11 protein-coding genes are annotated in these 14,687 nt (G+C 36.7%); 8 read left to right on the top strand and 3 right to left on the bottom strand.

The window, feature by feature from the left end:
* Positions 1-174: 174 nt before the first annotated feature.
* From N7548_RS00425 to fabV, 3 genes are all read left to right on the top strand, one after another.
* Entirely contained in the window at positions 175-1,467 is a 1,293-nt protein-coding gene (locus tag N7548_RS00425) for an ATP-binding protein (protein WP_263607404.1), read from the top strand.
* 298 nt (positions 1,468-1,765) lie between these two features.
* Positions 1,766-3,088 carry an APC family permease gene (locus N7548_RS00420; RefSeq protein ID WP_263607403.1) on the top strand — a complete coding sequence of 441 codons (1,323 nt, stop codon included), beginning with the start codon at positions 1,766-1,768 and terminating at the stop codon, positions 3,086-3,088.
* A 120-nt stretch (positions 3,089-3,208) separates the two neighbouring features.
* Positions 3,209-4,420 (top strand): enoyl-ACP reductase FabV, encoded by a 1,212-nt coding sequence (gene fabV / locus N7548_RS00415; protein WP_263607402.1) that lies wholly within the window; start codon positions 3,209-3,211, stop codon positions 4,418-4,420.
* A 45-nt stretch (positions 4,421-4,465) separates the two neighbouring features.
* On the opposite strand, the gene N7548_RS00410 is transcribed toward fabV, so the two are convergent.
* Entirely contained in the window at positions 4,466-6,082 is a 1,617-nt protein-coding gene (locus N7548_RS00410; RefSeq protein ID WP_263607401.1) for a leucine-rich repeat protein, read from the bottom strand.
* Between the two features lie 353 nt (positions 6,083-6,435).
* On the opposite strand from N7548_RS00410, the gene N7548_RS00405 reads away from it, so the two are divergent.
* The 3 genes from N7548_RS00405 to N7548_RS00395 are packed head-to-tail and all read left to right on the top strand — an operon-like array spanning position 6,436 to position 11,338.
* Positions 6,436-9,141 carry an McrB family protein gene (locus tag N7548_RS00405; RefSeq protein WP_263607400.1) on the top strand — a complete coding sequence of 902 codons (2,706 nt, stop codon included), beginning with the start codon at positions 6,436-6,438 and terminating at the stop codon, positions 9,139-9,141.
* A 5-nt stretch (positions 9,142-9,146) separates the two neighbouring features.
* The gene (locus N7548_RS00400) at positions 9,147-10,700 is read left to right on the top strand and encodes a hypothetical protein (protein ID WP_263607399.1); all 1,554 of its coding nucleotides are present in this window, start codon (positions 9,147-9,149) and stop codon (positions 10,698-10,700) included.
* A gap of 11 nt (positions 10,701-10,711) precedes the next feature.
* Positions 10,712-11,338: a chloramphenicol acetyltransferase gene (locus tag N7548_RS00395; protein WP_263607398.1), complete on the top strand. Its 627-nt coding sequence runs from the start codon at positions 10,712-10,714 to the stop codon at positions 11,336-11,338.
* Between the two features lie 23 nt (positions 11,339-11,361).
* On the opposite strand, the gene N7548_RS00390 is transcribed toward N7548_RS00395, so the two are convergent.
* A complete protein-coding gene (locus N7548_RS00390) occupies positions 11,362-11,892 on the bottom strand; it encodes a hypothetical protein (protein ID WP_263607397.1) in 531 nt (176 codons plus the stop codon).
* A 282-nt stretch (positions 11,893-12,174) separates the two neighbouring features.
* Between N7548_RS00390 and N7548_RS00385 the strand changes: the two genes are divergently transcribed.
* Positions 12,175-12,462, top strand: coding sequence for a hypothetical protein (locus tag N7548_RS00385; RefSeq protein ID WP_263607396.1), 288 nt, complete (start codon positions 12,175-12,177; stop codon positions 12,460-12,462).
* 37 nt (positions 12,463-12,499) lie between these two features.
* Positions 12,500-14,131, top strand: a complete 1,632-nt coding sequence (locus N7548_RS00380) for an InlB B-repeat-containing protein (RefSeq protein WP_263607395.1) — start codon at positions 12,500-12,502, stop codon at positions 14,129-14,131.
* A gap of 33 nt (positions 14,132-14,164) precedes the next feature.
* On the opposite strand, the gene N7548_RS00375 is transcribed toward N7548_RS00380, so the two are convergent.
* Positions 14,165-14,512 (bottom strand): DUF7670 domain-containing protein, encoded by a 348-nt coding sequence (locus N7548_RS00375; protein ID WP_263607394.1) that lies wholly within the window; start codon positions 14,510-14,512, stop codon positions 14,165-14,167.
* Between the last annotated feature and the right edge of the window lie 175 nt (positions 14,513-14,687).

Raw genomic sequence — 14,687 nt, 5'->3', positions numbered from 1 at the left:
TGTTAATTTTATTTACAGTAAACTTGCTGTTAAAATATTCTTCACTAGATATTCATTCAAAAGACTCCGTTAAAATATAACAAAAGTCTCTTTTAAAATAATGCAAAAGTCTCCATTTACACTTGCGTATTTACGGTCTGCGTGCTAAAATAAAGTAGGAAAGTGAGTGATATCATGAATACAACATACCTTATTCGAAATATTGATAGTGAACTTGAGTCCTATCTAGAAGCTTTTGGTGCCATACTTATCACAGGACCAAAATGGTGTGGTAAAACAACAAGCGCATCCATGAAAGCAAAAAGTATTTTGAAATTGCAAGACCCAGACAAATCCCAGGGTTATTTATTAACTGCACAGACAAAACCATCCTTGTTACTTGAAGGTGACAAACCACGATTAATTGATGAGTGGCAGATGGCACCTGTGCTATGGGATGCGATTAGAACATCTGTTGATAATTTGAGAATTGAAGGGTTATACATTTTAACAGGATCAACAGTTGTGGATGAGTCAAAAATCATGCATACAGGAACAGGTAGAATCGCTCGTTTGATGATGTACCCAATGAGCTTATTCGAGTCAAAAGAGTCCAATGGATCTATATCATTAAAACAATTATTTAACGATAAAAATTACAATATTGATGGATTAAAATCTAATTTAACCATTGAAAACTTGATTTTTGCAACTTGCAGAGGTGGTTGGCCTTCTAGTTTAACTAAGAAAACAGAAACTGCCAAATTACTGGTAGCTAAGTCTTATCTAGATAATATTATTCAAACAGATATTTCAGCAGTTGATGGTAAGAAAAGGGAACCATTGAAAGTTCAATATTTACTTAAGTCATATGCAAGAAACATAGGCACAATCTCATCGAATAAGACCATCATCGACGATGTTAATTCAAACACCAGTCTGTCTGAATCTGCATACTATGAGTATATTAATGCACTGAACAAACTTTATGTGATTGAAGATATACCCGCATGGAATCCATCAATTCGCTCAAAAACCTCCATCAGAAGTTCGAATAAACGGATGTTTATTGACCCATCTATAGCTGCTGCTGCTCTAGGTGTTTCACCTCAAATGTTGTTGCAGGATTTTGAAACTTTTGGCTTTATGTTTGAGAATTTATGTATAAGAGACTTAAAGGTTTATGCATCATCTCTTGGAGGTAATATATCGTATTATAGAGATCGAATGAATCTTGAAGTTGATGCTGTGCTACATTTAAATGATGGAAGATTCGCATTGATAGAATTTAAGTTGGGGACAAAGCAAATAGAAGAAGCAGCAAAACATCTTCTTGAAGTCGTTGATCTTATTCGAAAAGCAAACGAAACAAGAAGTGCTCACAAATTGAAGGAACCAGATTTGTTGGTGATTATCACTGGTGGTGAAATCGCATACACTAGGGAAGATGGCATTAAGATTGTACCAATAGGTTGTTTGAAACATTAACTTATTTCATCTACACTTCTCATATGGATAGCAGAAGCATTAACTTCACAATGCTCTGAAAGACCTAAAGTATATGTATCAATTTTAGTTTCTCTTTTCGGTACCACTTTTTGATTAATCAAATCTTCGTTAAATATTCAGAAGTTCAGTATTCTTTTTTTACTCGATTTCATGAATAGATTCAACAGACTCAAGACAACCGACATCCCATCGGTTGTCTTTTGAATATCAAAGCATTCCTTTTGGTTTTAATCACCCTTTTATGTTATCTTGAGGGTGAATGAAAGGAATTTTAAAAATGACAACATTAAAGAAAGAAATCGGCCTGTTTGGTGGAATATCCATTTTAGCAGGTATTATGATTGGTTCAGGTATATTTGTTTTTGGTAGTTCCATCTTAGAACGGGTCGGATTCTCCTTAGGATTATCCCTGCTCGCCTGGTTACTAGGTGGTATTTTAACCTTGGTTTCTGCGCTTACTTACGCTGAGTTAGGTACCTTATTTCCAGAGACTGGCGGCTATTATGTGTATTTAAAGAAAGCCTATGGTAAAAAAGTCGCTTTCTTGAGTGGGTTGATGAATTTTGTATTATCTTCCAGTGGTTCTATCGCTTTACTCGCTTTAGCATTCTCAGAAGTACTCAGTTATATCGTACCTTTGGGTGTTTTATATAAATGGATAGCAGGGGTGGTCATTGTATTACTGTCTGTAGTTAATTATATGGGTGTCAAAGCAGGTACGTGGGTTCAAAAGATATTCTTGGTTGCTAAACTCATTCCCATCTTTGGGATCATCGTGGTTGGATTATTTATGGGTACAGCATCTCCGGATTTATCATTCACAACCGCTGAACCGGTAGGGTTCTTCCAACTCCTCACCATGATTGGTTTTGGGGTAGTAGGTACCTTATGGGCTTATGAAGGCTGGACCAACTTAAATACTGTGGCTGGTGAAATGAAAGATGTTAAAAAAGACTTACCCAAAGCCTTGTCTATTTCAACCATTGGGGTTTCAGTCATCTATCTATTATTCATCTTTTCGCTATATCGTATTCTCGGTACTGCAACCACCATGTCGTTATCCGAAGGTGGAGCAGTCTTACCGATTCCAGCGATGATGACCCTCTTTGGTGAAACCGGGATGAGGATTGTATTTTTTTCTATCTTGATTTCCATATTTGGATCCTTGAACGGTTCAATCATGGTATTTCCAAGGGTATATTACGCCATGGCAGAAGACCAAGTATTCTTCAAAGCATTCTCTAAAGTCAATGATCGCTATAAAACCCCTGGTATCGCGATTATTGGTTCAGGATTGATGGCTTTAGTATTGTTGGTATACAATTTCCAAGACTTACTTACCTTTGTGGTGTTTGGTGGCTTGATTTTTAACACCTTGATTTTCATATCCATCTTTATCTTTAGAAAACGTTCACCTGAATTAGAACGACCTTATAAAGTGATTGGGTACCCAGTCATCCCTGCTTTAGCAATCCTCGGGATGTTGTTACTCATTGTTTCAACTTTAGTCGAAAGTCTAGTCCCATCCCTCATCGGTTTTGGTGTATTGGTAGCTGGGTATTTCTTATACGACATTTTCATCAAAGTGAGACAAGCATAAAGACGGGCAATCCGTCTTTTTCTTCATTTTGAACATTCAGATTGTCTTTGTTTTACAGGCAAATTCAAACGATGAATCCATAGGATGTTGTAAAATAGTCCTAAAAGGGGATGAACTTTTATGATCATTAAACCAACACTGAGAAACAACATTTTTTTAAGTGCACACCCATTGGGTTGTGAACATTACGTCAACGATTTATTTGAAGAAGCCAAACAATTGCCCAATTTTGGCGGACCTAAACGGGTTTTAATTATTGGTGGTTCATCCGGTTATGGGTTATCGAGTCGTGTCACACTTGCACAAAATGCCCAAGCCTCCACCATCAATGTATCCTATGAATCGAGACCTAAAGACCAACGTACAGGTACAGCTGGGTATTGGAACAATGTAGCGTTTATAAAACAAGCACAATCCCTAGATTCTAAACACTATGATATCATCGGTAATGCTTTTAGTCATCAAACCAAAGCCATCACCATCGATAAAATCAAAGAAACCTTTGGACAAATCGATCTATTGGTTTACTCTTTAGCCTCAGGGGCTAGACCAAACCCTGACACGGGCGAAGTCATCTATTCCGCCATCAAGCCTATTGGTGAGGATTTGGTTGGAAAAACAGTGGATATCGCGAGTAAGGAGATTAGAGACATCCACATCAAAGCAGCGACACCTGAAGAAGTACAGGGCACTGTTTATGTGATGGGTGGCGAGGACTGGCAACTATGGGTTGAAGCCTTAGAAAAAGCCGGGTGTCTTTCGAAAGGATTTAAAACCATTTCTTATTCTTATGTCGGTAGTGGTGCGATGGATCAAATCTACCGTAGTGGTACCATTGGAAAAGCCAAAGACCATTTAGAAGATACTGCTTTAGCCATGAACAGTTGGCTCAAAGATAAATACCAAGGGGAAGCCGTGATTTCATCTTCTAAAGCTGTAACCACCAAAGCCAGTGTGTTCATTCCTGGGTTTGTATCCTACATCTCTTGTTTATTTGAAGTGATGAAGGAATTAGGCAACCACGAATCGATTTTAGCGCACAAACATCTCTTGTTTAAAGACATGGTATATGGGGATAAACGATTGGTAGATGCTAAAAATAGAATCCGTGTTGACCATCATGAGATGGAACCGCGTGTCCAAGAATTGACGAAACGATATTTACAACAATATCAAAACGAATCCATATTTGAATTGTCGGGTACTCAGTTATTTTTAACCGAAGTTCACCACAATAATGGATTTGGTTACGCAGATATCGATTATGATCAAGACGTTGATTTAGAAGCCATTTTGCCAAAATTAGACAACTTGTTCGACTATAACGGATAAATAAAAAAAAAGAAGATTTGGATAAAAAATCTTCTTTTTTCTTGATTAGTTTTTCGATGAAATGGGTAAAATAAGCTCTGCTAAAGGCACATAACCAGGTGCTGTTTGATAAGCACTCAATGAATCATCCGGCACATAAATAACAAAGTTGGTTGGGTAAGTTTGTGCTAATGATCCAGCGATGGTAGTAATCGTGCCTTGTGTGATTGCACTACGATAGATGATGAGTGTTTGAATGCTCGATAAATGTAACGCACCATAACCTATCGTTAAAACTGAAGCAGGTAATGTCAAAGTGGTTAGCTTATCTGATTTATAAAACACCTCTTGATTAATATGCGTTAGTGTGTCAGGTAGAACCAAGGTTTCAAGGTTTCGGTTGTTTGAAAAAGCTCGATTGTCTATGCTTTTAACAAATGTAGGTACAGTGAATTCAGACCCCGACTTATTGGCTGGATATTTGATTAAGCTATTGTTGGTGTAAAGTACACCATCGATGCTTTGATATCTGGTATTCCCTGTTTCAACCAATATTTCTTTTAAACCATGGAGGCCTTCAAACATCAAATCACCAGTAAAATCAGCAGGGATGACTAAAGTTTCTAAGTAATCATTCTCGATATTCACAGGCATATTATTTAATCCATTAGGCAATGTATAACTGGTTTGTTGTAGGTAGGACGGGTAATAAACCAATTGGTTGAGATCACGATTGAATAAAACACCATCCTGCCAACGGTATTTTGCATGATTATCCGTAATAACAAGGTTTTCTAGTTCATTCAATCCAGAAACGATATATGGATTAAACTGGGTTTCACCCTTTGGAATTTCAAGCGTTTTTAAATGGATTGAACCTTTAAAGGCACTGTCTGTAAAGGTGTTACGAATCGGTTTATATAGGATGTTTGAGTTTATTAAAGCAGTATAGCTTGTAACGGTATTTCCACCAATAACCATAGATCTTTGATTTAATACTTCTAGGATAGGACATTGCTCACCGTAAGGGTATGGTTGATTTACCAATTCGCCCCCTTTAAATTGACAAGTAGAGGTGTAACTAGATAAGAGTTCATCCCATTGACTTTGGTTATAAGATACTTCATAAGGAATGACATAATCACCATAAAATGTCACACTTTTTAAGGACAAGATATTTGAGAAAGCCAAATCACCAATTACAATATCTACGGGTAGTCTGACATCGATGACTGATGAGCCAGCGAAGGCATTTGAACCAATAGCAGATACGTGTTTCCCATCAATCGTGGCTGGGACAGCGAGACGGTCTACATCGCCTTTATACGTATCGATTCGAACCAACTCGTAGCTAAAGGCATCAGAAAATTCACGACTTGGGATTACGGTGTAGGTAAACATGTCGTTGACAGGTTTATATACAGCCGTTAGGGTAGTTGAATCAGTGAATGTGTATGTATCAAAATAGGTTGTGGTACCATCAGACCAACCGATAAATACTTGGTTATCTGCACTTGGGATTGGTAAAGACACCACCTCATTCTTTTCTAATTTTGATAATGACGCCATGACTTCACCCTCATTTTTTAGGGTGAGTGTCGCACTTTTTTGGTTTTGACAACCCATAAGAACGAACATTGATACCATGAAAATTAAAAACGTAAATACACGAATAGATTTCATTTTTTAATTACTCCTTTCGACATGAATAATACTAACACATTTGATAAGTAATGTAAATAACTGAAAATATTTGAATTTAATTAAATAAAAATAAATGCATAAAATTAGATGGAATAAAAATGTTACATTGGATTTATTGGTTTTAAAAAAGGTCTAAAAGTTGACCATGTCACTGTAATCATTGAGTATTAGGCTTCTATGTAACAGATTTTTTACGCGTGGACATGCTTTTCTTTCGAAAAGACTTCGTGGTTCTGTGATACAATGATAACTAAAGTAGGACCTGTTCATCGGTCTATTCTCCATATTAAAGGTTAGTATTAGACTTTTATTCCAATCGAGGTGTCATAGCTATGAAACAACTGATTAAAAAACCATGGTTTATCGGTATCATCATCACAGCCTTATTGTCTGTGATTGCACTCATTAATTTATGGGCACTATCCACGCCGCTCTTATCACCGTATGAAACCGATGATTTCTTTTCATTAGCAAGCAGAATTGCTGATGGCGGGGTATTGGTCATTTTTGGTTTTGTTATGGTGATTCTCTATTATGCATCCCTAACATCCATCGTATTATCGATCGTTGGTATCCTTCGTAAGACACAATGGGGGATGTTGCCAGCGTTGTTCCTTTTACTCGGTTTTTCCAGTGCATTCATCGTATTTCAAACCATCAATGGGTTGTTAGCACCTATCGCCTTGATTTTAATGATTGTAAATTTGGTATTTATTATTGGGTTGGTCATTTTAATGGTATATCGAAAACGATTATTGGTTGGATCAACATCAATTAAAGAGGATACAGTAGAAGTTAAACCGGTAGGCAAATCCATTTTAAGAACGGTTTTAGTCATCAATGTCTTATCGATCCTAGTCTTTATGACAACCTTTGTTGTGCCTTTGTATACTTTAACGGATGTGTCACCAGATTATCACGCAATCATCATTAGAGCACTGTTCTTTGGTGATACCAATCTTGAGATTGTCGGCTATTTCTTAGCGAATTTCACCCTATTACTAGGGATATTCTTATATTTTTCAGACATCATCTCACACTATTTCTTTGATCAAGAACGATTCATCCAAAAGTCAAAAAACCTCATCAACTTTATCTTTATCTCAACGGTTATTTTCTTCATTGCTGGGCTAGCTTTAAATATCTATTACACACTAGAAGGCAATGAAGTCATCACTTTCGCATTCATTCCGGTAGCGATGATGGTATTTGTCATCTTTGGATTTGCGATTCTTAAAGGTAAATACCACATCGATCATCCGATGTCGTATAAAGTATTGAAGTTCCGATACGCGAAGATTGAACCTTTATTATATGTATTGTTACTCACTGCAGTGACTGCATCGCTGTTATTGATGCCAATCATTGTGATGCAAATCACGTTTGGCAACTTTGAATACAACGTGAATTTGACTGGGTTAAAGATTTTATTGGATTACCCAGTGTTAGACCCAGGTTATCGCTTGGTTGCTTATGTGTTGGTTGTTATGCTCATATCGATCGGGTTGACTTTGGTCATCACCATCAGTAGTTACTTATCTAATTTCAAACAATTTAACGCCATTGTTAAACTCTCCGCCATCGTCAATGTGTTCTTTGTGTTCATCATTTCGATTGCTGGGTATTATTTCCAAATCGCTCAAGAAATCAACCAAGCGGTGATGCTTGATATCTTTGAATTCTACGGTATCAGTTTACCTACAGGATTAGAATATGAGTATAACATCGGTACAAACGCGATTGTCGTATTGTTTGGTTCGATCGCAGTCCTCACTTGGATGTTTTTCCGTAAAGCGTTCGACCGTGAAGCCCCATTGTCGGTTAGTTTAGCCCCAGGTGCTGAAGATACCTTACCACTCAATACTAATCAACCTACAGATGAATTCAAACCATCCAATGATGAACCAGTAGAAGAAGCCTATCAACCATTTGATCCGTGTCCAGCATTTACCGATTTGGATTCGAAGAAACCATTGTTTGATGCAGACTTAGAAAAACGTAAAGGCTTAAAAACCAATTTTACCAGTCTCAATCAATTGGTTAATTTTGTTGTCGATTACGCGAGAAACTCCAGATTACATCTATCCTATACCCCAGAAGATATCGCGACATTTGTTGCGGGATTGGGGGCTTCAAAGCTATCGATCCTTCAAGGGATGTCAGGGACTGGTAAGACCAGTTTGCCGAAAATCTTCTCTGAAGCGGTGTTTGGTAATTGTGAAATCATCGAAGTTGAATCCTCATGGAAAGACAAAAACGAACTCCTCGGTTATTACAACGAATTCTCGATGAAATATACCCCTAAGAAGTTTACCTTAGCACTTTATAAAGCCGCTTTAAACCCTGAAGTATTTACCTTCATTCTATTAGATGAAATGAACCTATCCCGTATTGAGTATTACTTCTCAGACTTCTTATCCTTGATGGAAAATGAAGAAAACCAACGTGAAATCAAACTCATCAATATCCGTTTAACCCGTAAAGAAGCAGAACAAGAAAACGAATATTTGGCATTAAATGATGGCAACACCCTCAAGGTTCCGAAGAACGTTTGGTTCATCGGTACCGCGAACCGCGATGAATCCACCTTCGTGATATCTGATAAAGTGTATGACCGTGCACATACGATGAACTTCACCAAACGTGCACCGAAGGTTAGAAACTATTCAGAGCCAATGTCGAAACAGTTCTATGATTATCAAACCATCCAACAATTGTTTGTGGATGCGAAAAAACAAGGCAATTTTGACGCTGAGAATTCTGAACTGATCAAGAGCGTGGAAACATTGTTAGCGCCATTCAACATTTCCTTTGGTAACCGTATCTTAAAACAAATCGAAGAATTCGTGAATATTTATAAAGCCTGCTTCGCCGATGAAGACGTCGAATCCGAAGCGGTTGAAAAGATTTTATTAAGCAAAGTGGTTGCGAAACTCGAAACGAAGACTTTGGACGACAAAGAAAAACTCGAACTCGAATTTACGAAGCTCAAATTGCACCAATGCGCAGCCTTCATTCGCCGCTTAGATAACGACTAATTCCTATGGATAAGCAAAAATTAGATGCTTATAGACGTATAGAATCCTTGTTAGCAGGGATTGAAAAATTCGTCGTTAAGCACCCACAGCTCTCATACATTGAATTTGATTATTATGTCGTCCATGATATGACGTTATTTTCAATTGAACCAGAGTTTGATTTTGATCAATTAAAAAACACCATTCAAGTGATAAAAAAATCGATGCCTGCATCCAAACGCATCTTCAACAAACCCATCATCGTATTGAAAGATACCGATGATGTTTTGCCTGTTGAAAATGCGCGAATCATCAATCAAAACACTTTATTACATTTAGCAAACCACAGCCAACATGTGTCTAATCTTACCAACAGTGGGGTTAAACCGAGAAAGCTACTGACCCGTATTTATGAAGATGATTACGCGATTTATGAGAACATCGTGTTTTGTAACTACATCGATGAAGTGATCCGATTCTCGAATCGTAATAGACGTATCTTAAACGCGATCATTTACGCTTCAGACATCATGGAGTTTAACTTACTAGAAAAAGCCAATCACCTTAAATACTTCCTAGCGTTAGGGAAACTTCATACGGGTTATATCCGTGATTTCTCACAGTATTTTAATCTATCTAAAGAGATGCTCAATGAGCTAGGTTCTGTGACAAGGGTCATTCAACCGCGCTTAAGTAAACCTGTTTATAAAAAGAACAATCATCGAAACCCAAATCTATCGATTAAGAAAACCAACATCTTCCTCATGCAAAAGGATTACCGTCAAGTCTACAAAACCTATAAGTATTTATTGAATAGTCCAATCGTAAAAAAAGAAGAGGACAAACCACTCGATGAAGTTTGGTTACGTAGAACTTACATGTTATACGTTCAACTATTAGCCATTTTCGCAGCGGGTCATTTTAATTTTGAACTGGATTCAAAAACCAAAATGAAGCTGAATGAATTAAACGTGAACTTTACATTTAAAGATTGGAAACTCAATATTCAAAACAACAACAATGAATCGGTTTTATTGTATTTTAAAAAAGATCAAGCGTATCGTGTCATGATTGTCGACAGTCAAACCGATGAAGAATTCATTCGCACCCAAAAGATGAGAAGAAGACTGCACGAAGTGATTGTTGTAGACCCATTCGATGAAGACTATTTAAAGCGTGAAGATGTATATATCAGTATGACCGATATTGACTCATTTAGACGACTTCAACAAATCATTTTAAGAGGTATGATTCACGCGGATACAGAGCGCACCACCTGTCCATTTTGTGGGGGAAAACTCGAAAAGAATAAGCGTCATGATTACTACCAATGTGGTGATTGTATGACACAAATCAAAACAGATACCTGTCCTACCACCAAACAATCCTTCTTTTATACAGATTCACCACACCGTCGTAAAAACCCATTATTTGGTAACATGACCGTTGATCAGGATGAATGGTATTATGAACGCCAAGTAGAATCTTTGATGTATTTTAGAAACATCACCAAGATTAACCCGGCGGGTAAAGTCATTTGTCCTCATTGTAATATGGTTCATAAAGAAACCATCGGCTAAGGAGATTATGTATGAAAATCATCGATTTGGAGCATTGGGATCGAAAAGAAGTCTATGATTTTTACAAAGGATTAGACCATCCTTTGTTCAGTGTTACAGTTCAAGTAGATGTCACCCATTTGTATCAAAAAGTAAAACTCGAGAAAACCTCTTTCTACTTGAGTTTTATGCATATAGCCTTACAAGAAATGAATAAAATTGAAGCCTTTAAGTATCGTTTTGTGCACGAGGCACCAGTCATTTTTGATGTAATTCATCCATCATATACTGACCTAATACCGAATACAGAACGCTTCAAAATCGTGACAGTTGATTTCTCAGAAGATCGACAAACATTTATTCAATCTGCACAGGAAATCTCACGTAACCAGGGCGATCAATTCATCGATCTATCGAAAGAAGCACAAGCGGATTTGGTCTACATATCGACCTTTCCTTGGGCGAGTTTCACACAGATAACCCACGCGCACAATCACGATAAGTATGACGCGATACCGCGTTTGACATGGGGAAAATATGTGGATGTAAACGGGCAAAAAATGATGTCTTTGAACATCGAAGTACATCACGCATTCGTCGATGGCTACCATGTCGGTAAATTCATCGAGCGCTTACAAGAACAACTCAATCAAGCATAAATAAAGTGGCTAGCGATAGCCACTTATTTTTTTAGATCTGGGAGGTATTCTGAATGTATGACTCGATAATGTGGGTGATATAAATCACGATAAGTATCGCTATGATGGATGGCAGGATACCCCAATGAACGATACTGATTAAGCCATGAGATGGATTGATCAAGATCGTAAGGTAACACCCCAAGCTCAATCATGTGTTCTAGTTCCTTTAAAGCGTGATCCATGACGGATACCGGTTCTTTTTCTATATGCTCAGGATTCATGCTGGACAGAAATGCTTGACTTAATAATTCAATGGTGGTTTCTCCCTTGAGAACCAACCCCAAATCCACACGAACAAAATCATGACCAATCTCAATGATATCATCGCCACATTCGTTCACTTTCATTTCATAGAGTTCACTAGTCATATATTGTTTTACTTTATCCAAAGAAGGTTGACTGTGCGCATGTGCAGGACCAAAAATCATCTGATGGATGCGTTTAACGTGGTCTTGTAAAAGCATATTTGGGTATTTATTTTGATGGTATAAAATTTGTTCCTTGTTGGTCATAAACAACACCTTGATCCTTTCTAATAATATAGTATCACGGTTTCACAGATATGATAATATGTACGATTGGATTTGCCAACTATTCGATTAATAAAACTAAAATTAGTATGAAAAATAAAAAAGTTGTTGCAATTATTAATAGTTATGGTAAGATTGATTAAAATAGAACGGTTATAAATAGGTATGTTTCGGGGACAGTGTTATAACTTGTCTTTTTCCATATATACTCTAAAATCAGTGCTATTTATCATGTATGTGTACATGACGAAGGAGGTTGTTAAAATGAGAAGATTGGTAATGTTGATTTTTATGGTGATTAGTTTGATTGCTTTAGCTGCAATCACGTATTCAGTGAGTGATTTGATGTCTTTACTGAATTCGACATCATTTAGTTGGTCAGAGTTACTGGATCTAATCGAATCCACGCCGCTCGAGGATTTAATCCCTGCACTCAGTGTTGTTTTATGGGGACTATTCCAGATTTATGGGATTCCATTGATTGTATTTTTAGTTAGTTTCAATGGACTTATGCAAAAAACAAAAGTTGTTGTGAAACAAAATCGTTCCTAAAAAAAATAATACGTTCAAAGATAAGGAGGACGCTCACATGAGAAAACACATTTGTTTTGTATTATTAGTAGTTGTTTCACTGATGATTATTTCAGGATGTAAAGAGAACGTCCCTGAGATTGAAGTTCATCAAATTACATTTAACTTTCAAAACGGTTCAACCAATTTAGTAGTGGATGTTATAGACAGTGGTGTGGTTATAGAACCAGAAATACCATTAAAGACTGGTTATGAGTTTGTTGGTTGGTATGATGGTGATACCCCTTATACATTTAATCAACCTGTGGATTCGAATGTCAATTTGTTTGCTAGATGGGTTGTTAAAAGTTATCCGTTTAAAGTTTTAGATTTCAAAGGGAATATACTTGTGGATGAAAATTTACCATATGGCACCTATTTTAAAGATATGATTCCCGAATCACCATTTATGTTTGGATTCGAGTTTGCTGGTTACAGTTCAAATGCAAACACAATGATCGATGAAGCCATTACCCTTCAGCCAATATATAATAATGTGACTGATTTTATTCAAAGCTATACATTTAATGCTGAAATTCGTAAATTAGCTACAAATCAGTTCTCAAATGCAGTATTGCTAGAAAATGGAGAACTCTATATGTGGGGTCATAATGGCTCGCCATACTTATTATGCGGCGGTTTTGACCATAGTTATGACACATTAACCCCAACTGAAATTTCAGGACAATTTGACTTACAAATGAATGAAATCATTGTAGATATTTATCTAGGTTCTAATGGAAACTATGCCATTACTAACCAAGGCCGTTTCTTCACTTGGGGTCGATGTTTTGATTGCAATCTTGGCTTATGTGAAGACGATGTAGTTGGTCATCCAATCGATATCACCGATTATTTCCAATTTGGACAAGAGATTATTGAACAACTCTATATCATTGAAAACTATATGATAGTCGTGACTGAAAGTGGTAAAGTTTATAATAGTGGTAGTTATATTGATAATAGTAATCTAGACTTGGTTGATAACAAACAGTGGGTAGATCAAACCGGCTATTTCAATTTCATGCCAGGTGAAAGCATTCTAAAAGCGAAAAAAAGTTATGACCGTAGTGGTGGTTTGCTCACTAGTGAAGGGCGTTTATTCCTGTGGGGTAATAACTATTCTGGCGCACTTGGACTTACCGAAGATGTGAAGAGTATAGAGATTCCTGTAGATATAACTAACCTTTTTGCTTTAAATTCAAATGAGTATATTATAGATTTTGAGTTTGGTAATACACACACGCTCGTTCTAACCAATCAAGGAAGGGTGTTTGGCATGGGTCGAAACAGTGTAGGACAATTGGGTTATGATGTTTCATTGTCTGTTCAATATGGTCCAGTCGATATTACTCCTAATTTAGATTTGAATCCTTCAGAACAAATCATTCAAGTCATTTGCAACTTCGTTAATAATTCGATTTTTATTACAAACCAAGGAAGAGCAATCGCCTTGGGAAGCAACAAATTTAGTAAGTTTTCTTTATCTGAGATAGAATATTTTAGTGATCCAATCGACATCACCGATGCTTTCGGATATGATGAAGACACTTACAAACAATGGATGATTGCACCAAAATATGTCATTTATGCATCGAAGTATCAAATATCAGTCAGTGGCTTTAGAACCTTTGAGTTTTACTTTGAATAGAAAGAAAACACCTTCAACGCGAAGGTGTTTTTTCTATATAAAACGATAATCAATATAATACAAAATAGCTATTATGATAGCCGGGAGTCCCAAAATCACCACTGAAAGCCAATCTTCTAAACCTTGATTTGTAAAAACCAAGATTGTATTGAATAAACCCGCTGCAGCGAACACGATCGAACCAATTAGGGGTCTTTTCCAAGCGAGAAAAATCACAATCGCGAGAATCAATGTCGGAATATTGTGTATCAAGAATCCCAACAATAATTCATACCATGGGGCAGCCATTTCAAAAACGTCGAATGAAAACATCGATAAAAATAACGTGAATAAAATGGATAAAACACGGGGAGACCATTGAACCAAAGTCTTGATAGACATCCAATCACCTTCTATACCTATAGTATACCCCCTTTTAGATATAATGGTTAATCGTATATTATAATAGACAAAAACCCACAAAAACTAATTAAATTATCTATCATATTAGACGATATACTAAATATTGGTAAAAGTGGGTTTTTTGCATTGACATATGTAAAAATATCATTATATT

The organism is Paracholeplasma manati (genome assembly GCF_025742995.1).
GTDB classification, from domain to species: domain Bacteria; phylum Bacillota_I; class Bacilli_A; order Acholeplasmatales; family UBA5453; genus Paracholeplasma; species Paracholeplasma manati.
Note: the sequence above shows the minus strand (reverse complement) of the source record. Positions and strands in the feature narration are given on the sequence as shown.